The sequence below is a fragment of the Streptomyces sp. NPDC088097 genome (assembly GCF_044741845.1).
Taxonomy (GTDB): Bacteria; Actinomycetota; Actinomycetes; order Streptomycetales; family Streptomycetaceae; genus Streptomyces.
Genome location: NZ_JBIUTJ010000007.1, coordinates 287,269 through 309,083 on the forward strand (window position 1 = coordinate 287,269; position 21,815 = coordinate 309,083).

The window sequence follows — 21,815 nt, forward strand, 5'->3', positions numbered from 1 at the left end:
CCCCTACGCCCTCAGGCGCGGTGGAGGCGGTTCGCCGCTCCCACCGCGCGCAGCACGGCAGCGGCCTTGTTGCGGCACTCCGCGTCCTCCAGCTCGGGCACCGAATCCGCGACGACCCCGGCGCCGGCCTGCACGTACGCCGTCCCGTCGCGCAGCAGCGCGGTGCGGATGGCGATGGCCGTGTCGGAGTCCCCGGCGAAGTCGAGGTAGCCGACGCAGCCGCCGTAGAGGCCCCGGCGGGTGGGTTCCAGCTCCTCGATGATCTGCATGGCGCGCGGCTTGGGCGCGCCGGACAGGGTCCCGGCGGGGAAGCAGGCGGTGAGGACGTCGAAGGCGGTCTTGCCCTCGGCGACGCGGCCGGTGACGGTGGAGACGATGTGCATGACGTGCGAGTAGCGCTCGACGGACATGAAGTCGACGACCTCCACGGAGCCCGGCTCGCAGACGCGGCCCAGGTCGTTGCGGCCGAGGTCGACGAGCATCAGGTGCTCGGCGCGCTCCTTGGGGTCGGCCATCAGCTCCACGGCGAGGTCGTGGTCCTCCTGCGGGGTCGCGCCGCGGTGGCGGGTGCCCGCGATGGGGTGGACCATGGCCCGCCCGTCCTCGACCTTGACCAGCGCCTCGGGGCTGGAGCCGACGACGTCGAAGCCGTTCTCGAAGCGGAAGAGGTACATGTACGGGGACGGGTTGGTGGCCCGCAGCACCCGGTAGACGTCCAGCGCGGAGGCCGCGCAGGGGGTCTCGAACCGCTGGGAGGGCACGACCTGGAAGGCCTCGCCGGCGCGGATGCGTTCCTTGACGTCCTCGACGGCCGCCTGGTACTTCTCGCCGCCCCACAGCGCCGAGAACTCCGGCAGCTCGGAGGCGGGCAGCGGGGTCGGGGTGTAGGGGGCGGGCCGCGCGAGGTCGGCCTCCATGGCGTCGAGCCGGGCGACGGCGTCGGCGTGGGCCTCGTCGACGCCCGTGTCGAGGTCGTTGTGGTTGATCGCATTGGCGATGAGCTGGACGGTGCCGTCCCAGTGGTCCACGACCGCCAGGTCGGAGGTGAGCAGCATCGTCAGTTCGGGCAGCCGCAGGTCGTCGGTGGTCTGCTCGCCGATGCGCTCCAGGCGGCGCACGATGTCGTAGCCGAGGTAGCCGACCATGCCGCCGGTGAAGGGCGGCGCGCCGCCCGCGACGTCGCGGGGGGTGTGCAGGGCCTCGACGGTGGCGCGCAGGGCTTCGAGCGGGTCGCCGTCCGTGGGGACGCCGACCGGCGGGGTGCCGATCCAGTGTGCCTGTCCGTCCTTGACGGTCAGGGTGGAGTCGCTGCGCACGCCGATGAAGGAGTAGCGGGACCAGGAGCGGCCGTTCTCGGCGGACTCCAGCAGGAAGGTGCCGGGGCGCTCCCCCGCGAGCTTCCGGTAGAGCCCGACGGGGGTGTCTCCGTCGGCCAGCAGCTTGCGGCTCACCGGGATGACGCGGCGGTCCACCGCCAGCTTGCGGAACGTGTCGAGATCCATGGGGTGGGACCCTACCTATTCGGCCGTCGTGAGCAGGACATCGGCGTCGAAGCAGGTCCGGGCACCGGTGTGGCAGGCCGCGCCGACCTGGTCGACCCTGACGAGCACGGTGTCGGCGTCGCAGTCGAGCGCGACGGACTTCACGTGCTGGTAGTGGCCGGAGGTGTCCCCCTTGACCCAGTACTCCCGGCGGCTGCGGGACCAGTAGGTGCAGCGGCCGGTGGTCAGGGTGCGGTGGAGGGCTTCGTCGTCCATCCAACCGAGCATCAGCACCTCTCCGGTGTCGTACTGCTGGGCGATGGCCGGGATGAGGCCGTCCGGCGAGCGCTTGAGGCGGGCGGCGACGGCGGGGTCGAGGGGGGACGTACTCATGCGTGCCATTGTGCCGCGAGTTGCCCGCGGGCACGGATTCCTGTCCGCCTGATGAGCGGGCGGGGGACGGCGCCCGCCCGTAGGCTGGCCCGCATGTCTACCCATGCGAAGCGCGAACGCCTGCTGCTGGCGGACCTGTTGGAGGCGGCCGGACCGGAGGCGCCGACGTTGTGCGACGGCTGGACCTGCCGTGAGCTGGCGGCCCACGTCGTGGTGCGGGAGCGGCGGCCGGACGCGGCGGGCGGGATCCTGCTGAACGTGCTGAAGTCCCGCCTGGACAAGGCGATGGAGGAGTACGCGGCCAAGCCGTACGAGGAGCTGGTCCAGCTGATCCGCACGGGTCCGCCGAAGTTCTCCGTGTACGCGCTGAAGCAGGTGGACGAGGCGGCGAACGCGGTGGAGTTCTACGTCCACGCGGAGGACGTCCGGCGCGCCCAGCCGGACTGGTCCCCGCGCGAGCTGGATCCGGTGTTCTCGGACTCGCTGTGGTCCCGGCTGGAGAAGCTCGCCCGCCTCACGGGCCGCCGCTCCCCGGTGGGCCTGGTGCTGCGCCGTCCCGACGGGCGGACGGCGGTGGCCCACAAGGGGGTGCCGGTGGTGACGGTGACGGGCGAGCCGGGCGAGTTGACGCTGTTCTGCTTCGGCCGCCAGGCGTCGGCGGCGGTGCTGCTGGAGGGCGACAAGGAGGCGGTGTCCCGCCTGACGACGGCGCAGCTGGGGATCTGAGGCAGGCCCCCACCCCCGCCCTCAGGCCCGGCCGCCTCAGGCCCCCCGCCTCGGGCCCGGCCGCCCTCAGGCCCGGGCCGGCTCTGGGCGGGCCTGCTCTGGGCGGGCCTGCTCTGGAGCGGGCGCGGCGGCGGTCCGGCGGGCCGGGTCGCGGCCCGCCAGGCGGCAGCCGACGCAGCCCGGGTGGCCGGCGCGGGCCGTGCGGTCCCGTACGCCCATGGCCCACTGGGAGACCGGTCGGGGGCCGGAGGGCTTGCCCCAGCCGGCCAGGTGCAGGACCCAGGTGATCAGGAGCGCGGCCACCGTGACGGCCGTGCCGATCCAGATGCCCGGGGTCCAACCGCAGACGCCGACGCCCGCGATCGTGGTCCCGAGCAGTGCCACGGCGCAGCCGGTCCAGCCCGCGACCGTGTGACCCTCGTCGTAGTGGTGTGCGCTCATGCGCCGGCCTCCTCTCCGGGGCCGGGGCGGGCATGTCAGGGTGTGTCAGGACATGCCTCGGCGACGCCAGGGGCGCCCGGCCGAATTATCTTAGCTAGTAAGAGAAATTTATCTTAGTCAGTAAGGGATTTCAATGGAGGGCCACCCCCGCCCCGCCGCCACCCCCCTGGAGGCGATCCGCGCGATGGACGGCCTCATCGCGACGAGCATCACCGCGCAGTCCGAGTTCGCCAGGGTCCTGGGCATCGGCGTCACCGACCTGATCTGCTTCGCGTACGTCCTGGAGGCCGGGGACACCCCCGTCACCGCCGGGGACCTCGCGACGCGGGCCGAGGTCACCACGGGAGCCGTGACCGGCATCGTCAACCGGCTCGAACGCGGCGGATTCGTCACCCGGCAGCCGGACTCCGCGGACCGGCGCCGCGTGCGCGTGGTCGCCGTACCGGAAGCGGCCGAACGGGTGAGGGCCATCTACGAGCCCTACTACGCGCTCCTCGGCGGACTTTTCGCGCAGTACACGCCCGACGAGGTCGCGGTGCTCACGGACTGGTTCACCCGGGCCGGCTCCATGGCCCGCACCTACCTCGACGAAGCCCGCGTCTGACCCCTACACCGCCAGGGAGAGTTCCGCCCGGCGGACCGCGGGGGCACTGACGCCCACCACCGCGCCCGCCATGCTCACCGCCGCCCCCGCCAGGAACACCGGGGTGATCCCCCACAGGTCCGCCGCCAGCCCGAAGGCGGGATAGGCCAGCGGAGCCAGGCCCACGGCCGTGAAGGCCATCACGGAACTCACCCGGCCCAGGTAGGCGGGATCGGTGGCGGTCTGGATCAGGGCCACCGCCAGGCCCCCGCAGATCCCGCAGACCAGCCCGGTGACCAGGGCCAGCGCCACCGCCGAGGCGAGGCTCGGGACCAGCGCGACGGCGCCGATGCCGGCCGAGCCGACGATCAGGGTGACGTTCTGCCAGGCCCCCGCCCGGGGGAAGCGCGGCACCAGCGCCAGCACCAGCGCGCTCGACGCGGCCCCGACCCCGAACCCGCCGACGATCCAGCCGATCCCGCCCGGCCCCCAGCCCCGCTCCCCCGCCAGCAGGATCAGCCCGAGCGTCAGCGGCGCCGAGGTGCCGAGCTGGCTCAGGGCCCCGGAGACCACCAGGGGCCCGATCAGCCCGTGGCGCCGTATGTAGTCGAGGCCCGAGCGGAGCTGCCCCCAGGACGTCTCGGGCCGGACGGGAGGAGCGGGGTCGACCGGGGCGGAACCGGCGCCGGCGGCGACCGGGAGCGGGGCGATGCGCAGGGTGAGCAGCAGGGCCAACGAGAGCCCGAAGAGCGTGGCCGCCACCGCGAAGGCGGTGGCCGGCCCGCCCACCCCCATGGCCAGCCCGGCCACCGGCGGTCCGACGGTGTGGCCGACCCGCTCGGCGAGGCTGCGCATCCCCTGGACGCGCACCAGTTGCCCCGGGGCGGCGACCCTCGGCGGCAGGGCCCCCACGGCCGGCATGAACAGCGCGTCGACGGCCCCGAAGACCAGGGCGACCAGGACCAGCGCCCAGAGCCCGGGCGAGGTGAGGGCGAGGACGACGGCCAGTGCCAGGACCACCGCGCAGCGCACCGCGTCGGAGGAGATCACCACGAGGCGGGGGCCGAAGCGGTCCGCGACCACCCCGCCGCCCAGCATCAGCAGCGCGCGCGGCACCGCGCCGGCGGCCATGACCACGCCGACCTCGGCCGGGCCCGCGGTCTGGGCCGCGGCCCAGCCGAGGGCGAGGAAGTAGATCCCGTCGCCGACGAGCGAGGCGGCGTACGCCCCGAGCCAGCGCAGTACGTTCCCGTCACGCCACACGGCAGCCGCCACGCCCACCCCACCCCCCGGATCTGGTCCGGACCAGACTAGGCGGGGCGGGCGACGGCGTCACCGTGATTTCGCGGGCCGCAGGGGCCCCTTCGCCGGACCCGCAAGCGCCCGATCAGCGGACCGGGTGGCCCGCTTCCCGCAGGGCCGTCTTGACCTCGGAGATCCGCAGGTCACCGAAGTGGAACACCGAGGCGGCGAGGACCGCGTCGGCGCCGGCCTCGATGGCCGGCGGGAAGTGCTCCAGCCGACCGGCGCCACCGGAGGCGATCACCGGGATCGAGACGTGCGCCCGCACGGCCGCGATCATCTCGGTGTCGTAGCCGTCCTTGGTGCCGTCGGCGTCCATCGAGTTCAGCAGGATCTCCCCGGCGCCCAGTTCGGCCGCCCGGTGCGCCCACTCGACGGCGTCCATGCCGGTGCCCCGACGGCCGCCGTGGGTGGTGACCTCGAAGGAGCCCGAAGCGGTGCGGCGCGCGTCCACGGACAGCACGAGGACCTGCCGGCCGAAGCGCTCCGCGATCTCCCGGATGAGGTCCGGGCGCTCGATGGCCGCGGTGTTCACGCCCACCTTGTCGGCCCCGGCCCGCAGCAGCTTGTCCACGTCGTCGGCGGCGCGGACGCCGCCTCCCACGGTCAGCGGGATGAAGACCTGCTCGGCGGTGCGCCGCACCACGTCGTAGGTGGTCTCGCGGTTGCCGGAGGAGGCGGTGATGTCGAGGAAGGTCAGCTCGTCGGCGCCCTCGGCGTCGTACAGCTTGGCCATCTCCACCGGGTCGCCGGCGTCGCGCAGGTTCTGGAAGTTGACCCCCTTGACCACCCGGCCGTTGTCCACGTCCAGGCAGGGGATCACGCGTACGGCGAGGCTCATGCGGACGGCTCCCGGTACGCCTCGACCTCCACCTCGACGACCATCGACGGGTCGACGAAGCCGGAGACGATGATCATCGTGGCGGCGGGGCGGATCGCGTCGAACAGCGTCTTGTGCGCGCGGCCCGCCTCGTCCACGTCACGGGCGTGCGAGAGGTACAGGCGGGTGCGGACCACGTCCTCGGGGCCGAGACCGGCCTCCGCCAGGGCCTTGAAGGCCACCTCGAAGGCCTTGACCGTCTGGTCGTACGGACCGCCGGCGTCGCCCGCGGTGCAGCCGGAGACGAGCACGAGCCCGTTCGGCAGCTGCACGGCGCGCGAGTAGCCGATCACGTCCTCGTAGGGACCGCCGGAGGAGATGCGGCGCACCGCGGCCGGGGTCGGGGAGTCGGGGGACGTGCTCATGCGGAGACCACCTTCAGGGCTTCTTCCAGGGTGAAGGCCTTGGCGTACAGGGCCTTGCCGACGATCGCGCCCTCGACGCCCCGCGCCACCAGCTCGGAGAGCGCGCGCAGGTCGTCCAGGGAGGAGATGCCGCCGGAGGCCACGACGGGCCGGTCGGTGGCGGCGCAGACGTTCTTCAACAGCTCCAGGTTGGGGCCGGTCAGGGTGCCGTCCTTGCCGATGTCGGTGACGACGTAGCGGGCGCAGCCCTCGGAGTCCAGGCGGGCGAGGGTCTCGTAGAGGTCGCCGCCCTCGCTGGTCCAGCCGCGGCCCTTGAGGGTGGTGCCGCGCACGTCGAGGCCGATGGCGATCCGGTCGCCGTGCTCGGCGATGGCCTTGGCGGCCCACTCGGGGGTCTCCAGGGCGGCGGTGCCGAGGTTGACGCGGGTGCAGCCGGTGGCGAGGGCCGCGGCCAGCGAGGCGTCGTCGCGGATGCCGCCGGACAGCTCCACCTTGATGTCCATGGCGCGGGTGATCTCGGCGACCAGGGCGCGGTTGTCACCGGTGCCGAAGGCGGCGTCGAGGTCGACGAGGTGCAGCCATTCGGCGCCGGAGCGCTGCCAGGCGAGGGCCGCCTCCAGCGGGGAGCCGTAGGAGGTCTCGCTGCCGGAGACTCCGTGCACGAGGCGCACGGCCTGGCCGTCACGGACGTCGACCGCGGGGAGGAGTTCGAGCGTGGGTGCGGTCATCACAGGGTCTCGATCCAGTTGGTGAGGAGCTGGGCGCCGGTGTCGCCGGACTTCTCGGGATGGAACTGGGTGGCCCACAGGGCCCCGTTCTCCACCGCCGCGACGAAGGGCCGGCCGTGGGTGGCCCAGGTGACCTTGGGAGGGCGGATCAGCGGGTTGGTGACTTCCAGGCTCCACTCGTGCGCCGCGTAGGAGTGCACGAAGTAGAAGCGGGCGTCGGCGTCGAGACCGGCGAACGCCTGACTGTCGGCGGGGGCCTCGACGGTGTTCCAGCCCATGTGCGGGACGACGGGGGCCTTGAGCGGGCCGACCGTGCCGGGCCACTCGTCGAGGCCCTCGGTCTCCACCCCGTGCTCGATGCCGCGCTCGAAGAGGATCTGCATGCCGACGCAGATGCCCATGACGGGGCGACCGCCGGAGAGCCTGCGGCCGATGATCCAGTCACCGCGGGCGTCCTTGAGGCCCTGCATGCAAGCCGAGAAGGCGCCCACGCCGGGGACCAGGAGGCCGTCGGCGTCCATGGCCTTGTCGTAGTCGCGGGTGATCTCCACGTCGGCGCCGACGCGGGCGAGGGCGCGCTCGGCGGAGCGGACGTTGCCGAAGCCGTAGTCGAAGACGACGACCTTCTTGGTGCCGGCAGTGCTCATTCCCAGATTCCTTGGATCCGCAGGACTCCGGAGACGAGACACATCACGGAGCCGATGGCGAGCAGGACGATGACCGACACGGGCATCTTCTGCTTCTGGAAGGAGTAGACGCCTCCGGCCAGGAACAGGCCGACGACGATCAGGATGGTGTTGAGGCCGTTCACGACTAGAGGGCGCCCTTCGTGGAGGGCAGGATGCCGGCCGCGCGCGGGTCGAACTCGGCGGCGTAGCGCAGGGCCCGGGCGAGGGCCTTGAACTGGCACTCCACGATGTGGTGGGCGTTGCGCCCGTACGGGACGTGGATGTGCAGGGCGATCTGGGCCTGCGCGACGAAGGACTCGAAGATGTGCCGGGTCATCGTGGTGTCGTACTCGCCGATCATCGGCGCCATGTTCTCGGGCTCGGTGTGCACGAGGTAGGGGCGGCCCGACAGGTCGACGGTGACCTGGGCGAGGGACTCGTCCAGCGGCACGGTGCAGTTGCCGAAGCGGTAGATGCCGACCTTGTCGCCGAGGGCCTGCTTGAAGGCGGCACCGAGCGCCAGCGCGGTGTCCTCGATGGTGTGGTGGCTGTCGATGTGCAGGTCGCCGTCGGTCTTGACGGTGAGGTCGAAGAGACCGTGGCGGCCGAGCTGGTCGAGCATGTGGTCGTAGAAGCCCACGCCCGTCGCCACGTCGACCTTGCCGGTGCCGTCGAGGTTTATCTCGACGAGGACCGAGGTCTCCTTCGTGGTGCGTTCGACCCGTCCGATGCGGCTCATGCCTGCTGCTCCTTCTTCAGTGCGCGAACCGCTTCCAGGAACGCGTCGTTCTCTGCCGGGGTGCCGGCGGTGACGCGCAGCCACCCCGGTACTCCGTTGTCCCGGACCAGGACGCCCTGGTCGAGGATCTTCTGCCATGCCGCGTGCGAGTCCTCGAACTTCCCGAACTGGATGAAGTTCGCGTCGGACTCGGTGACCTCGTGGCCGATGCCCCGCAGCTCGGTGACGAGGCGGTCGCGTTCGGCCTTGAGCTGCTCGACGTAGCCGAGCAGGGTGTCGGTGTGTTCCAGGGCGGCCAGCGCGGTCGCCTGGGTGACGGCCGACAGGTGGTACGGCAGGCGCACCAGCTGGACGGCGTCGACCACGGCGGGGTGCGCGGCCAGGTAGCCCAGGCGCAGTCCGGCGGCGCCGAAGGCCTTGGACATGGTCCGGGAGACCACCAGGTGGGGGCGGCCCTCGATCAGCGGGAGGAGGGAGTCGCGGTGGCTGAACTCCACGTACGCCTCGTCCACGACGACCAGGGACGGCTTGGCGGCCTGCGCGGCCTCGTAGAGGGCGAGGACCGTCTCCGCCGCGACCGCGGTGCCGGTGGGGTTGTTGGGCGAGGTGATGAAGACGACGTCCGGCCGGTGCTCGGCGATGGCCCGCTCGGCCGCCTCCACGTCGATGGTGAAGTCCTCGCGGCGCGGGCCGGAGATCCAGCCCGTGCCGGTGCCCCGGGCGATCAGCGCGTGCATCGAGTACGAGGGCTCGAAGCCGATCGCGGTGCGTCCCGGTCCGCCGAAGGTCTGCAGCAGCTGCTGGAGGACCTCGTTGGAGCCGTTGGCTGCCCAGACGTTCTCCCGGGCCACCGGGTGCTTCCCGGTGCGGGTGAGGTAGGCGGCCAGCTCGGTGCGCAGCTCGACCGCGTCCCGGTCGGGGTAGCGGTTGAGGGTGCGGGCGGCGTCGGCGACGCGCTCGGCGATGCGCGCCACCAGCTCCTCGGGGAGCCCGTACGGGTTCTCGTTGGTGTTCAGCTGGACGGGCACGTCGAGCTGGGGCGCGCCGTACGGGGTCTGGCCGCGCAGCTCGTCCCGGATGGGGAGGTCGTCGATCCCGAGGTCTGCGGAGGTCACTGGGTCGGCACCTTCCATCCGAAGCGCGCCTTGAGGGCGGCGCCGTGCGCCGGCAGGTCCTCGGCCTCGGCCAGCGTCACCACGTGGTGGGTGACCTCGGCGAGGGCGTCGCGGGTGTAGTCGACGATGTGGATGCCGCGCAGGAAGGACTGTACGGACAGGCCGGAGGAGTGGCAGGCGCAGCCCCCGGTGGGCAGTACGTGGTTCGAGCCGGCGCAGTAGTCGCCGAGCGAGACCGGGGACCAGGGGCCGACGAAGATCGCACCGGCGTTGCGCACGCGGGCGGCCCATGCGGCGGCGTCGGCGGTCTGGATCTCCAGGTGCTCGGCGCCGTAGGCGTCGACGACCTTGAGGCCGTCCTCCAGGCTGTCGACCAGCACGATCGCGGACTGCCTGCCCGCGAGGGCGGGCTTGATCCGGTCCTCGACGTGCTTGGTGGCCGCGACCTGAGGCTCCAGCTCCCGCTCGACGGCGACCGCCAGCTCCTCGGAGTCCGTGACGAGCACGGCGGCGGCCAGCGGGTCGTGCTCGGCCTGGCTGATCAGGTCGGCGGCGACGTGGACCGGGTCGGCCGTGGAGTCGGCGAGGACGGCGATCTCGGTCGGGCCGGCCTCGGTGTCGATGCCGATCTTCCCGGTGAAGTAGCGCTTGGCGGCGGCCACCCAGATGTTGCCGGGGCCGGTCACCATGTTCGCCGGGGGGCACCCGTCGGGTCCGGTGGTGCCGTACGCGAACATCGCGACGGCCTGGGCGCCGCCGGCCGCGTACACCTCGTCCACGCCGAGCAGCTCGCACGCGGCGAGGATCGTCGGGTGCGGCAGTCCGCCGAAGTCCGCCTGCGGCGGGGACGCGAGCGCGATCGACTCGACGCCCGCCTCCTGGGCCGGTACGACGTTCATGACGACGGAGGACGGGTACACCGAACGGCCGCCGGGGGCGTACAGGCCCACGCGCTCCACCGGAACCCACTTCTCGGTCACGGTTCCGCCGGGGACCACCTGGGTGGTGTGCTCGCTGCGGCGCTGGTTGCGGTGCACGATCCGGGCCCGGCGGATGGACTCCTCCAGGGCGGCGCGGACGGCCGGGTCCAGCTCTTCGAGGGCGGTCTTGAGCGCCTCGGCGGGCACCCTGACCCGCTCCAGTTCCACCCCGTCGAACTTCCGCGCGTACTCGATCAGCGCCGCCGTGCCACGATGATGGACGTCCTCGCAGATGGGCCGCACCTTGTCCAGGGCGGCTTCCACGTCGAACTCGGCACGGGGCAGCAGATCGCGCAGGGCGCCACCCTCGGGGAGGGGGGCACCGCGCAGGTCGATACGAGAGATCACCTCCCAATTCTCTCAGACCGTCTCCCGCCACCGTTCGCCCGTATCACTGGCTGATACACGTCAGGGACGTCACCGGGGCGTCACCCCCTGCCCTTAGCGTTCGCCCCACACGTACCTGGGAGCGGGGGGACCGCGATGAACGAGGGGCACGACGGCGGGGGCGACGGGCGACCGGGCGACCTCACCGACGCCGAGGGCCGGATGTGGGAGGCGTTCCGCGCGGGCACCGTCTGCGACCTGGCCGAGCACCACGCCGAGCGGGACGATCCGCACTCCGGCCCGGCGTGGGGGCCCGGGCGCAGCGTGCGGGCGGAGGTCGTGGCGCTGCTGCTGTTGGCCGGGCCGGTGCCGGTCCCGGGCCGGGTGGGCCGGCTGAAACTGCGCGGGGCCCGGATCACCGGGCGTCTGGACCTGTCCGGCGGCACGGTCGCCCCGTACGTGGAGATCCGCTCCTGCCGCTTCGACGGCGAGGTCCGGCTCTCCGAGACCCGGTGCGGGACCCTCCGGATGGAGAACTGCGCGGTGCCCCGGCTGGAGGCGGCCCGGCTGCACACCGAGGGGGACCTGCACCTGGCGTCCTCCCGGGTGGCGCGCGGGATCCGGCTGACCGACGCGCAGATAGGAACCGACCTGGTGCTGAGCCGGGCGGTGCTGCGCCGGGACAACCAGGGCCGGGCGCTGGCCGCCGACGGGATGTCCGTCGCGCAGGACGTGCAGGCCGACCTCATGGAGGCGTACGGGGAGGTCAGCCTGCGCGCGGCGAAGGTCGGCGCCTCGATGAGCCTGCGCGGTGCCCGGCTGCGCAACCCGGACGGGCGACGGGCGTTGAACGCTCCGACGTTGACCGTCGAGCGGACCCTGTACCTGTCCTCGATCGCGCTGGGTCCGGCCGGCGGCGGGGCGGCGGGCCCGGACGACGGGAGCCGGACCCCGGTGCGGGGGGAGCCGGCGCGGAGCTTCGACTGCCGGGGCGGGCTGCGGCTGGACGACGGCCGCTTCGGGGACTCCGTCGACTTCCACGGGGCCGTCTTCGACCTCGCCCCGGAGCAGGAGGTCTCCCTGCGCCGGATCCAGACCCCAGAGTTCCGCTTCGTCGGCGAGGCGCCGGCGCGGGGGCGGGTGGTGCTGTCCGGGGCGAAGGTGGTCAAGCTGATGGACCGCGTCGCGAGCTGGCCGGGACCGGGCCGGCTGTCGATGGACGGGTTCTCCTACGAGGCCCTCGTGCCCGTGGGCCCCTTCCCGCTCGCCCTGCGCCTGGCGTGGGTCGCGGCGGCCACCCCCGAGTACTCGCCGGAGCCGTACGAGCGGCTCGCGGCGGTCCTGCGGGCCGGCGGGGAGGACGCGGAGGCCCGCGAGGTGCTGGTGGCCAAGCAGCGACGCCGCCGGGCCACGCTGCCGCCGGCGGCCCGCGCCTGGGGGTACGTACAGGACTGGACGGTGGTCTACGGGTACCGCCCGGGGCGGGCGGCCCTGTGGATGGCGTTGCTGTGGGCGGCGGGCGCCCTGCTGTTCGCCCGGCACCGCCCGGCTCCGATGAAGGCGGACGAGCACCCCGTCTGGAACGCGGCCCTGTACGCGCTCGACCTGTTGCTGCCGGTGATCGATCTCGGTCAGGAGGGGCGGTGGGATCCGCGTGGCGGCTGGCAGTGGGGTGCGGCGGCGCTGGTCCTGCTGGGGTGGATCCTGGCCACGACGGTGGCGGCGGGCGCCTCCCGGCTGCTGCGTCGGGGGTGACACGCGGTGGCGCCGGGCCATTACCCTGAGCCTCGTGACCACCGTTCGCCTTCCCCTCTTCCCGCTGAACCAGGTTCTGTTCCCCGGCCTCGTCCTGCCGCTCAACGTGTTCGAGGAGCGTTATCGCGCCATGATGCGCGAGCTGCTGAAGACCGGTGAGGACGAGCCGCGCCGGTTCGCGGTCGTCGCGATCCGCGACGGACGGGAGGTCGCCCCGACCGCGCCCGGACTGCCCGACCAGACCGCGCTCCCCGAGCGGGGCCCGTCGGCGGGCTTCGGCGCGGACCCGATCCAGGCCTTCCACCGGGTGGGGTGCGTCGCGGACGCGGCGACGATCCGGGAACGCGAGAACGGCAGCTACGAGGTCCTGGCCACCGGCACCACCCGGGTCCGGCTGCTGTCCGTCGACGCGACGGGGCCGTTCCTGGTCGCCGAGCTGGAGGAACTCCCGGAGGACTCCGGCGAGGGGGCGGGAGCGCTCTCGGAGGGGGTCCTGCGGGCCTTCCGGAGCTACCAGAAGCGGCTGGCCGGGGCGCGCGAGCGGACGCTGGCCTCCGCGCCCGACCTGCCGGACGAGCCCTCGGTGGTCTCCTACCTGGTGGCGGCCGCCGCCGTCCTGGACATCCCGTCCAAGCAGCGCCTCCTCCAGGCCCCGGACACCGCGACGCGCCTCGCGGAGGAGCTGAAGCTGCTGCGCGCCGAGACCGCCGTGATCCGCCACCTGCCGTCGCTCCCGGCGGTGGAGCTGACCCGCGCCCCGACCAGCCCGAACTGACCCCGGACCCATGGCGAAGAAGAAGCAGCAGCAGTCGGCCGGCACCCCCGCGATCGTCGCCCTGACGGCGGCCGGGGTGCCCTTCACCACGCACGCCTACGAGCACGACCCGGCGCACCCCTCGTACGGCGAGGAGGCCGCCGAGGCCATGGGCGTCTCCCCCGAGCGGGTCTTCAAGACCCTGGTCGCGGAGGTCGACGGGGCGCTGGCCGTAGCGGTGGTCCCGGTGTCGGGCTCCCTGGACCTGAAGGCCCTGGCGACGGCCCTGGGCGCCAAGCGGGCGACGATGGCCGACCCGGCCCTGGCGGAGCGGACCACGGGCTACGTCCTGGGCGGCATCTCTCCCCTGGGGCAGCGCAAGCGCCTCCGGACGGTCCTGGACGCCTCGGCGGCGGCGCACCCCACCCTCTGCGTCTCGGCGGGTCGGCGCGGCCTGGAGGTCGAACTCACCCCGACCGCCCTGGCCGCCCTCACCGCGGCCACCCTGGCCCCCATCGCCCGCCCGTAGCCCAGCGCGGCCGGGGGGTCCGGGGCGGGTCCGAGGAGATCAGGAAGGGTCGGCGTGGACGTGCGCCGGGGGGTACTCCGCGGGGGGAAGGTCCTTCGCCGGCTCGGCGTCCCTCGGACTCCAGACGGCGGTCAGCGCGAGGTGGACCAAGACCGCGGTCATCGGCCACACGAGCAGCGCCCCGTGCGCGAGCAGCTGTAGCGGCGCGTCGAAGGGGACCCCCTTGCCGGCCTTGGTCGCCGCGGCCACCAGGTCGGAGCCGGGTCCGAACCACAGCCCCGTCCGCCAGCCGACCAGCGAGGCGAAGCACGCCCCGACGGCCAGCCCGACCACGAGCGCGACGCCCCCGCGCCGGCGCCACAGGAACACCGCGAGCCCGCTCAGCAGGCCGAGCCCGAGCGCCAGCAGGAAGAACGTGCCGTCGGCCCCGATCCGGGCCTCGCTCTCGGTGTCGCGCAGGAAGACGGCCTCACCGTTGGAGACGTACTGGACGCGCGGCGCGAGCCACGCCCACAGGGCTCCGAGGAGAACTCCGGCCACCCCCACCACGAGGGCGACGGCGGCCCCGTCCCGGACGTCCGCCGGGGTGAGGACGGGCTCCGGTTCCGGGAGGTCCGGCAGGGACGGCGGCGGCGGGAACGGGGTCACGGCTTCGGTCACCCCCACATCGTGCCAGGTGCCCGCGCCGGAGGCGTCAGCGGACCGCCGCGCGGCGGTAGGCCCAGGTGGCGAGGGCCAGCGAGAGGACGCCGACGGCGGCGCAGATCCCGAGGTCGAGGACGACGGCCGCCCAGTCGGGGTGCGGGGCGAAGGTCTCCGCGAAGGCCTCGACCCCGTACGTGGACGGCAGCAGGTCCCGCGCCCAGACGACCAGGTCCGGCATCCGTTCGGCCGGCAGTACGCCGAGCAGCAGCGCGGCGGACATGCCGAGCTGCCCGGCCAGGGTGGCCAGCTCCTGCCGGGGGGCGAGGAGCCCCATCGCGGCGCCGAGCCCGGCGAGCGCGGCCCCGGCCATCGGGACGACCGCGGCCAGGATCCACAGCCCGCTCATCGGCAGCCCGAACAGCACGCATCCGAAGACGGCGGTGACGAGCGTCCCGGGCAGGGTGAAGGAGGCGTACGCGGCGGCGGCGCCGAGCACCACCGAGGCCGGCGGCACCGGCAGGGTGGCGTAGTGGTCGAGTCCGCCGCCGGCCCGGAGCTGCCCGAAGTACTGCGCGAGCAGGTTCAGGGCGACGAAGGCGACGACGAGCACGGAGGAACCGGCGACCACGGCCCGCGCCTCGGAGCCGCCGCCCCCGTCGACCACGCCCCGCATCAGGACCATGATCCCGACGGACTGGAAGGTGGCGACGAACAGCAGCGGGATCCGCGCGACCCGCGCCCGGGACAGCTGGGCCCGGTAGACGGCGGCGAGCGCGGGGAAGAACCGGGCTCGGGGAGCCAGCACGCCCGGTGGGACGGGTACGACGGCGGTGGTCACGACATGAGCAGCGGTGGTCACGACTTGACCAGACCCTTCATCCGGCCGCCCAGAGCGAGGTAGACGTCCTCCAGGCTCGGCGTGGCCAACGTGAAATCGTCGAGGGCGGCGAAGGCCGGGCTCCCGGTGACGGCGGCGACGGCGGACCGGGCCTCGTCCTGGCCCAGCCGCAGCACCCAGCGGCGTCCGGACTCGACGGCGCGCGGGGCGAGTGCCGCGACCTCGGGGACGTCCAGCGGCGGGGCGGTGCGCCACACCAGTTCGAGGCGGACCTCGTCGGAGACCTTCGCCTTGAGCCCGGCGGGGGTGTCGCAGGCGATGACCCGGCCCTGGTCGATGACGGCGACGCGGTCGAGGACGGTCTCGGCCTCGATGACGTTGTGGGTGACGAGCAGGACGGTCGCCCCGTGCGCGGCGCGCCGCCGGTCCACGGCGGACCACACGGCCCGTCGGGCGACGGGGTCCATGCCGGTGGTGGGCTCGTCGAGGACCAGCACGGCCCGCTCCCCCACCAGCGCGGCGGCGAAGCAGGCGAGGCGCCGCTGGCCGCCGGAGAGCTTCTTGAGGGGGCGGGCGGCGATGTCGGTGAGCCCGAGTTCTTCGAGTACGTCGTCACGGGCGGCCCGCGCCTCGCGCGCCGTCAGCCCGCGCAGCCGGCCGGTGGTCTCGGCGGCCAGGGAGACGGTCAGCTCGTCGAGGGCGGTGGACTCCTGGCCGAGGTAGGCGAGGAGGCGCGCGGCCCGTTCGGGGTGGCGCACGAGGTCGTGGCCGAGGAGGGTGACGGATCCGGAGTCGGGGCGCATCAGGCCGGTGAGCTGGCGGACCAGGGTGGACTTGCCGGCGCCGTTGGGGCCGAGCAGGCCGAAGACCTCGCCGCGCCGGACCTCCAGGGAGATCCCGTCGGTGGCCCGGGTCTCGGACAGGGCGGGGGCTCCGCGCCGGCCGCGTACCGCGGGGTAGGTCTTGACCAGGTCACGCACCGCGCAGACCACGTCGGAAGCCGCTCCGGCGGTTGTCGCCGTGGGGTGCCCTGCCTGTGCTGTGCCCGTACTCACGAGGGAGCAGCCTACGCGGCTCCCGGCCCTACTCGGCCGTCGGGGTCGCCGGGCCGGCGGGTACGGCGGCGCCCGGCGCACCGGGGGCGGCGGGGGCTCCGGGCAGGTGTTCGGCGGCGGCGCGGACGTCGATCTCCCGCCAGAAGCCGGCCCGGATGGCGTAGCGGTCGTGCTCGTCGATCTGGTCGTCCTTGTGCGCGAGGAGACCGAAGCGGGCGGCGTAGCGGAGCAGTTCCCCGTCGATGCGGTGGGGGACGCGCGGGTACATCGTGGCGAGTTTTTGCAGGTGGACGGTCTCGGGGAGGCGTTCCATCCAGCGGCGGGCGAAGACCTGGCCGACCTCGAAGGGGTCTCCACCGACGGTGGTGATGTCCTCCTCGCGGTCCGCCCAGCGCTGTTCGGCGCTGGTGAGCTGGGCGAGGGTGGGCAGCGAGGCGGTCTCGGCGGGCTCGCCGAGCGGGCCGGCGCGGTCGATCCAGCCCTTGTCGGAGGACCACCGCAGGGCGCTGCCGGGGGCCGGGGCCGGGGCTCCGGGCGCGCCGTGGCCGTTGGCCGCGGGGCCGGCCGGTCCGGGCGCGCGCAGCGAGGCCAGGTCCTTCGGGGTGGGTACGGTCTTGGCGCCCTCTCCGGCGGGGGCCGGTACGGGTGCGCCGCTCGGGGGGTTCCCGGCGGGGGCGGGGGTTCCGTTGCGGGCGGCCTCGGCGAGGGCGGCCTCGGGCAGCGGGGCGGAGAGGATCGCGGCGATCTCGGGGCGCGGCGCGGGGGCGGGGGCGCAGAGTCCGGTGAGGTCGCGGGCGCGCACGGCCCGGGTGATCCAGGTCCGGTCCAGGACGCGACGCTCGTCGGCCTCGGCGACGAGGTCCTCGGACTGGTTGTAGTCCCCGTCGGCGGCCTGGACGGCCCAGAGGTGGACGGCGACCCCGTGTTCCTTGGCGGACATCAGCCCGGGGAGGAGGTCGCCGTCGCCGGTGACGAGGACGACGTCGGAGCAGGCGCGGTTGCGGGCGAGTTCGGTGAGCTCGGCGTGCATGGCCGCGTCGACGCCCTTCTGGGCCCAGCGGCCGTCGCTGCGGGTCAGGGCCCCGAGCCGGACGGTGACGCGGGGCATGACGCGCAGTCGGCGGTGTTCGGGTTGGGGCACCCGGTCGGGGGCTCCGTCGAACCAGTAGATCCGCAGGAGGGGTTGCTCGGTGTCGGCCTCGGCGCGCTCGCGCAGCCCGTGGATCAGGGCGGCGTGGTCGACGGTGATGCGGGAGCGGGAAGGTTCTCCCGCGAGGAGGCTCGCGGCGGCGCCCAGCAGGTATCCGGCGTCCACCAGGACGACGCAGCGGTCCACGCGTACCACCCTCTTCCCTGGGGTTTTCTGGGGGTCCTCGACAAGTTTTCCCCGAGTCTGCCCGACCGCAAGGGTGTTGACGGCCGGAACTCGATCATCGGCGTGGCGGATCTGACGGGGGCCCCGCACGGGGGTTCCCACTACACGCAGTAATGATCCAAAATGCGAGGTTTATGGTGGTGTGTGAGTGTGAAGGCGGCCCTGGCCCCTACACCCCCCACGGAGGCATCCCATGGCCAAGAACAAGAACCAGAAGCAGCCGGCCAAGCAGCAGGAGCGGTCCGGGCAGGATCCGTCCAAGGGCTCGATGGAGAGCTCGCCGGACACCTCCTCCTCGACTCCGAGCCCGCTGGACATGGCCCACAAGAGCAAGCAGAAGCGCTTCGGCCACAACTGACGTCCCGCACGTGCGCGAGGGCTCGCCCGGCAGTTCCGGGCGAGCCCTCGCGCACGTGCGGGATGGGCGGGATACGTGCGGGGCGGACGCCCCTAGCCGGCCAGGCAGGACGGGCCGAGCAGCACCTTCAGGTCGCCGAAGAGCGCCGGGTCGGGCTGGACGCGGTGCTTGTCGAGGCGCAGCACGGTGGTGGTGCGCGGCCCCTGGAGCTTGATCCGGACCTCGGTGTTGCCCCGGTGGTGGCGCAGGATCTCGCCGAGGCGGGTGATCATCGGCGGGGTGACCTTGACCGTGGGGATGGTGAGCACGACGGGGGCGTTGGTCCCGGCGGAGGTCAGGTCGGGGACCATCATCTCCATGGCGACGAGCCGGGGGATGTCCTCGCGCTTGTCCAGGCGGCCCTTGACGAAGACGACGGTGTCCTCGACCAGCTGGGTGGAGACGAGCTGGTAGGTCGCGGGGAAGAACATGCATTCGATGGAACCGGCGAGGTCCTCCACGGTGGCGATGGCCCAGGCGTTGCCCTGCTTGGTCATCTTGCGCTGGAGGCCGGAGATGATGCCGCCGATGGTGACGACGGCGCCGTCGGAGTGCTCACCGCCGGTGAGCTGGGAGATCCCCGCGTCGGTCTTGTCGGACAGCACGTGTTCGAGGCCGAAGAGCGGGTGGTCGGAGACGTACAGGCCGAGCATCTCGCGCTCCTGGGCGAGCAGGTAGGACTTCTCCCACTCGACGTCGGAGAACACCACGTCGAGCCCGAAGCCGGGCTCGTCGCTCGCGCTCTCGTCGCCCATCGCGCCGAAGAGGTCGAACTGTCCCTCGGCCTCCTTGCGCTTGACCGCGACCACGTTGTCGATCATCGGCTCGTGGTGGGCGACGAGCCCCTTGCGGGTGTGGCCCATCTCGTCGAAGGCGCCGGCCTTGATCAGGGACTCGACGGTGCGCTTGTTGCAGACAACGGCCTCGACCTTGTCCAGGAAGTCGGGGAAGGAGGAGTACTTCCCCTTGCCCTTCCTGGTCTTGATGATCGAGTCCACGACGTTGTTGCCGACGTTGCGCACGGCGGTGAGGCCGAAGAGGATCACGTCGTCGCCCTGGGCGGCGAAGTTCGGCTCGGACTCGTTCACGTTCGGCGGGAGCACCTTGATGCCCATGCGGCGGCACTCGTTCAGGTAGATCGCGGACTTGTCCTTGTCGTCCTTGACCGAGGTGAGCAGGCCCGCCATGTACTCGGCCGGGAAATTGGCCTTGAGGTAGGCGGTCCAGTAGGAGACGAGGCCGTACGCGGCCGAGTGGGCCTTGTTGAAGGCGTAGCCGGCGAAGGGGACCAGGACGTCCCACAGGGCCTGGATGGCCTTGTCGTTGTAGCCGTTCTTCCGGGCGCCCTCCTGGAAGATGGTGAAGTTCTTCGCCAGCTCCTCGGGCTTCTTCTTGCCCATCACGCGGCGCAGGATGTCGGCCTCGCCCAGCGAGTACCCGGCGATGATCTGGGCGGCCTTCTGGACCTGCTCCTGGTAGACGATCAGGCCGTAGGTGACCGCGAGCACCTCTTCGAGGGGCTTCTCCAGGTCCGGGTGGATCGGGGTGATCTCCTGCTGGAGGTTCTTTCGCAGGGCGTAGTTCGTGTGCGAGTTCATGCCCATCGGGCCCGGCCGGTACAGGGCCGAGACGGCGGAGATGTCCTCGAAGTTGTCGGGCTTCATCAGGCGCAGCAGGGAGCGCATGGGGCCGCCGTCGAACTGGAAGACGCCGAGGGTGTCGCCCCGGCCGAGCAGTTCGAAGGTCTTGGGGTCGTCGAGCGGGAGGCCCAGGAGATCGATGTCGATCCCCTTGTTGGCCTTCACCATCTTGACGGCGTCGTCCATGATCGTCAGGTTGCGCAGGCCGAGGAAGTCCATCTTCAGCAGGCCGAGCGACTCACAGCTCGGGTAGTCCCACTGGGTGATGGTGACGCCGTCGGAGTGGCGGACCCAGACCGGTACGTGGTCGGTGATGGTCTCGCTGGACATGATCACGCCGGCCGCGTGCACGCCCATCTGGCGGACCAGGCCCTCCACGCCCATGGCGGTGTCGATGACCTTCTTGACGTCCGGCTCGTTCTCGTACATCCCCCGGATCTCGCCCGCCTCGCTGTAGCGGGGGTGTTTGGGGTCGAGGATGCCGGAGAGCGGGATGCCCTTGCCGAGGACGTCGGCGGGCATGGCCTTGGTCAGGCGGTCGCCCATGGCGTAGGGGTAGCCCAGGACGCGCGCGGAGTCCTTGATCGCGTTCTTGGCCTTGATCGTGCCGTAGGTGCCGATCATGGCGACCTTGTCGGCGCCGTACTTCTCGGTCACGTACCTGATCACCTCGACGCGCCTGCGCTCGTCGAAGTCGATGTCGACATCGGGCATGGAGACGCGCTCGGGGTTCAGGAACCGCTCGAAGATCAGGCCGTGGGTGATCGGGTCGAGGTCGGTGATGCCCATGGCGTACGCGACGATCGAGCCGGCCGCGGATCCTCGGCCGGGGCCGACCGCGATGCCCTGGTTCTTGGCCCACATGATGAAGTCGGCGACCACGAGGAAGTAGCCGGGGAAGCCCATCGAGATGATCGTGTCCATCTCGTACTCGGCCTGCTTCATCCGGTCCTCGGGGATGCCCCCCGGGTAGCGGCGGTCCATGCCGCGCATGGTCTCCGCGCGGAACCAGGTGACCTCGGTGTAGCCGTCCGGGATGTCGAACTTCGGCATCAGGTTCCGGAACTGGAACATGCCCTCGGTCTCGACCTGCTCCGCGACCAGCCGGGTGTTGGCGCAGCCCTGCTGCCAGGCGTCCGAGGAGTCGATGGCGTACATCTCCTCCGTGGACTTCAGGTAGTAGCCGGTGCCGTCGAAGCGGAAGCGGTCCGGGTCCGAGAGGTTCTTGCCGGTCTGGATGCAGAGCAGGGCGTCGTGGGCGACGGACTCGCTGGCGTAGGTGTAGTGGGAGTCGTTCGTCACCAGCGGCGGGATGTCGAGCTTCTTGCCGATCTCCAGCAGGCCGTCGCGGACCCGGCGCTCGATCTCGATGCCGTGGTCCATCAGCTCCAGGAAGTAGCGCTCCTTGCCGAAGATGTCCTGGTACTCGGAGGCGGCCTTCAGGGCCTCGTCGAACTGGCCGAGGCGCAGTCGGGTCTGGAGCTCTCCGGAGGGGCAGCCGGTGGAGGCGATGAGGCCCTCGGACCACTTGGAGATGGTCTCCTTGTCCATGCGCGGCCACTTGGTGAGCCAGCCCTCGGCGTACGCGTCGGAGGACAGCCGGAAGAGGTTGTTCAGGCCGGTGGCGTTCGCCGCCCAGATCGTCTTGTGCGTGTAGCCACCGGAACCGGACACGTCGTCGCGCTTCTGGTGGGGCTGGCCCCACTGGATGCGTCGCTTGTTGCGCCGGGACTCGGGTGCGACATATGCCTCGATCCCGATGATCGGGGTGACTCCGGCCTTCTGGGCGGTGTGGAAGAAGTCGTACGCCCCGTGCAGGTTGCCGTGGTCGGACATCGCGATGTGGGACATGCCCATCTCGTTGCACGCGTTGAACATGTCCTTCAGCCGCGCGGCACCGTCCAGCAGCGAGTACTGGGTGTGGACGTGCAGGTGCGTGAACGGCGTCTTGGTCACGACGGCAGACCTCCGGCGGGGGGAGAGGGGGGCAGCCTCGAAGTCTACGTCGGCCGGATGACAGATCACGGGCACCGACGGGTACGGTCATCCGTTGCAGAGCCGAGCACACTGTCCGAAAACCGATCGACAGCGCCGATACA

General features: G+C 72.4%; 23 protein-coding genes. 6 read left to right on the top strand and 17 right to left on the bottom strand.

Annotated features, from left to right (window positions below; all coding sequences use genetic code 11):
* Nucleotides 1–11: 11 nt before the first annotated feature.
* Nucleotides 12–1,502 (bottom strand): anthranilate synthase component I, encoded by a 1,491-nt coding sequence (locus tag ACIOD1_RS22530; RefSeq protein ID WP_365624749.1) that lies wholly within the window; start codon nt 1,500–1,502, stop codon nt 12–14.
* Between the two features lie 15 nt (nt 1,503–1,517).
* Complete coding sequence (hisI, locus tag ACIOD1_RS22535; RefSeq protein WP_365624752.1) at nt 1,518–1,883, bottom strand: phosphoribosyl-AMP cyclohydrolase; 366 nt, start codon at nt 1,881–1,883, stop codon at nt 1,518–1,520.
* 84 nt (nt 1,884–1,967) lie between these two features.
* Here hisI and ACIOD1_RS22540 point away from each other — a divergent pair, with 84 nt between their 5' ends.
* Nucleotides 1,968–2,600 (top strand): TIGR03085 family metal-binding protein, encoded by a 633-nt coding sequence (locus ACIOD1_RS22540; protein ID WP_365624755.1) that lies wholly within the window; start codon nt 1,968–1,970, stop codon nt 2,598–2,600.
* 66 nt (nt 2,601–2,666) lie between these two features.
* Here ACIOD1_RS22540 and ACIOD1_RS22545 read toward each other — a convergent pair whose 3' ends face one another.
* A complete protein-coding gene (locus ACIOD1_RS22545) occupies nt 2,667–3,041 on the bottom strand; it encodes an HGxxPAAW family protein (protein WP_401904180.1) in 375 nt (124 codons plus the stop codon).
* Nucleotides 3,042–3,174: 133 nt separating this feature from the next.
* On the opposite strand from ACIOD1_RS22545, the gene ACIOD1_RS22550 reads away from it, so the two are divergent.
* On the top strand, nt 3,175–3,645 hold the full coding sequence (locus ACIOD1_RS22550) for a MarR family transcriptional regulator (protein WP_365624761.1): 471 nt from the start codon (nt 3,175–3,177) through the stop codon (nt 3,643–3,645).
* Nucleotides 3,646–3,648: 3 nt separating this feature from the next.
* Here the strand turns inward: ACIOD1_RS22550 and ACIOD1_RS22555 are convergent, their stop codons facing one another.
* The 9 genes from ACIOD1_RS22555 to hisD form a co-directional block, all read right to left on the bottom strand.
* Nucleotides 3,649–4,899, bottom strand: coding sequence for an MFS transporter (locus ACIOD1_RS22555; RefSeq protein WP_401904182.1), 1,251 nt, complete (start codon nt 4,897–4,899; stop codon nt 3,649–3,651).
* 112 nt (nt 4,900–5,011) lie between these two features.
* Nucleotides 5,012–5,767 carry an imidazole glycerol phosphate synthase subunit HisF gene (gene hisF, locus ACIOD1_RS22560; RefSeq protein ID WP_365624767.1) on the bottom strand — a complete coding sequence of 252 codons (756 nt, stop codon included), beginning with the start codon at nt 5,765–5,767 and terminating at the stop codon, nt 5,012–5,014.
* A complete protein-coding gene (locus ACIOD1_RS22565; protein ID WP_365624770.1) occupies nt 5,764–6,171 on the bottom strand; it encodes a RidA family protein in 408 nt (135 codons plus the stop codon). Before ACIOD1_RS22565 ends, hisF begins: the two co-directional genes overlap by 4 nt.
* Nucleotides 6,168–6,899, bottom strand: coding sequence for a bifunctional 1-(5-phosphoribosyl)-5-((5-phosphoribosylamino)methylideneamino)imidazole-4-carboxamide isomerase/phosphoribosylanthranilate isomerase PriA (gene priA / locus ACIOD1_RS22570; protein ID WP_401904186.1), 732 nt, complete (start codon nt 6,897–6,899; stop codon nt 6,168–6,170). The genes ACIOD1_RS22565 and priA overlap by 4 nt, the downstream gene beginning before the upstream one ends.
* A complete protein-coding gene (gene hisH, locus ACIOD1_RS22575; protein ID WP_365624776.1) occupies nt 6,899–7,546 on the bottom strand; it encodes an imidazole glycerol phosphate synthase subunit HisH in 648 nt (215 codons plus the stop codon). Before hisH ends, priA begins: the two co-directional genes overlap by 1 nt.
* Nucleotides 7,543–7,710 carry a hypothetical protein gene (locus tag ACIOD1_RS22580; protein ID WP_365624779.1) on the bottom strand — a complete coding sequence of 56 codons (168 nt, stop codon included), beginning with the start codon at nt 7,708–7,710 and terminating at the stop codon, nt 7,543–7,545. The genes hisH and ACIOD1_RS22580 overlap by 4 nt, the downstream gene beginning before the upstream one ends.
* A 2-nt stretch (nt 7,711–7,712) precedes the next feature.
* Nucleotides 7,713–8,306, bottom strand: a complete 594-nt coding sequence (hisB, locus tag ACIOD1_RS22585) for an imidazoleglycerol-phosphate dehydratase HisB (RefSeq protein WP_365624782.1) — start codon at nt 8,304–8,306, stop codon at nt 7,713–7,715.
* Nucleotides 8,303–9,421, bottom strand: coding sequence for a histidinol-phosphate transaminase (locus tag ACIOD1_RS22590; protein WP_401904190.1), 1,119 nt, complete (start codon nt 9,419–9,421; stop codon nt 8,303–8,305). The genes hisB and ACIOD1_RS22590 overlap by 4 nt, the downstream gene beginning before the upstream one ends.
* On the bottom strand, nt 9,418–10,749 hold the full coding sequence (hisD, locus tag ACIOD1_RS22595; protein WP_401904193.1) for a histidinol dehydrogenase: 1,332 nt from the start codon (nt 10,747–10,749) through the stop codon (nt 9,418–9,420). Before hisD ends, ACIOD1_RS22590 begins: the two co-directional genes overlap by 4 nt.
* A gap of 135 nt (nt 10,750–10,884) precedes the next feature.
* Here hisD and ACIOD1_RS22600 point away from each other — a divergent pair, with 135 nt between their 5' ends.
* The 3 genes from ACIOD1_RS22600 to ybaK are packed head-to-tail and all read left to right on the top strand — an operon-like array spanning nt 10,885 to nt 13,766.
* The gene (locus ACIOD1_RS22600) at nt 10,885–12,483 is read left to right on the top strand and encodes an oxidoreductase (RefSeq protein WP_401904194.1); all 1,599 of its coding nucleotides are present in this window, start codon (nt 10,885–10,887) and stop codon (nt 12,481–12,483) included.
* 34 nt (nt 12,484–12,517) lie between these two features.
* A complete protein-coding gene (locus ACIOD1_RS22605; protein ID WP_401904197.1) occupies nt 12,518–13,258 on the top strand; it encodes an LON peptidase substrate-binding domain-containing protein in 741 nt (246 codons plus the stop codon).
* A 10-nt stretch (nt 13,259–13,268) separates the two neighbouring features.
* The gene (gene ybaK, locus ACIOD1_RS22610) at nt 13,269–13,766 is read left to right on the top strand and encodes a Cys-tRNA(Pro) deacylase (protein ID WP_365624797.1); all 498 of its coding nucleotides are present in this window, start codon (nt 13,269–13,271) and stop codon (nt 13,764–13,766) included.
* 39 nt (nt 13,767–13,805) lie between these two features.
* Here ybaK and ACIOD1_RS22615 read toward each other — a convergent pair whose 3' ends face one another.
* Genes ACIOD1_RS22615 through ACIOD1_RS22630 form a run of 4 tightly spaced genes read right to left on the bottom strand, consistent with a single transcriptional unit; the run spans nt 13,806 to nt 17,649 of the window.
* Nucleotides 13,806–14,426, bottom strand: coding sequence for a hypothetical protein (locus ACIOD1_RS22615; protein ID WP_365624800.1), 621 nt, complete (start codon nt 14,424–14,426; stop codon nt 13,806–13,808).
* A 34-nt stretch (nt 14,427–14,460) separates the two neighbouring features.
* Nucleotides 14,461–15,270, bottom strand: coding sequence for an ABC transporter permease (locus tag ACIOD1_RS22620; protein ID WP_401904201.1), 810 nt, complete (start codon nt 15,268–15,270; stop codon nt 14,461–14,463).
* Nucleotides 15,267–16,304: an ABC transporter ATP-binding protein gene (locus tag ACIOD1_RS22625; protein ID WP_401904203.1), complete on the bottom strand. Its 1,038-nt coding sequence runs from the start codon at nt 16,302–16,304 to the stop codon at nt 15,267–15,269. Before ACIOD1_RS22625 ends, ACIOD1_RS22620 begins: the two co-directional genes overlap by 4 nt.
* A gap of 28 nt (nt 16,305–16,332) precedes the next feature.
* A complete protein-coding gene (locus ACIOD1_RS22630; RefSeq protein ID WP_365624806.1) occupies nt 16,333–17,649 on the bottom strand; it encodes an NYN domain-containing protein in 1,317 nt (438 codons plus the stop codon).
* Nucleotides 17,650–17,872: 223 nt separating this feature from the next.
* On the opposite strand from ACIOD1_RS22630, the gene ACIOD1_RS22635 reads away from it, so the two are divergent.
* Nucleotides 17,873–18,037, top strand: a complete 165-nt coding sequence (locus tag ACIOD1_RS22635) for a hypothetical protein (RefSeq protein ID WP_365624809.1) — start codon at nt 17,873–17,875, stop codon at nt 18,035–18,037.
* Nucleotides 18,038–18,129: 92 nt separating this feature from the next.
* On the opposite strand, the gene dnaE is transcribed toward ACIOD1_RS22635, so the two are convergent.
* On the bottom strand, nt 18,130–21,672 hold the full coding sequence (dnaE, locus tag ACIOD1_RS22640; RefSeq protein WP_365613451.1) for a DNA polymerase III subunit alpha: 3,543 nt from the start codon (nt 21,670–21,672) through the stop codon (nt 18,130–18,132).
* Nucleotides 21,673–21,815 lie beyond the last annotated feature (143 nt).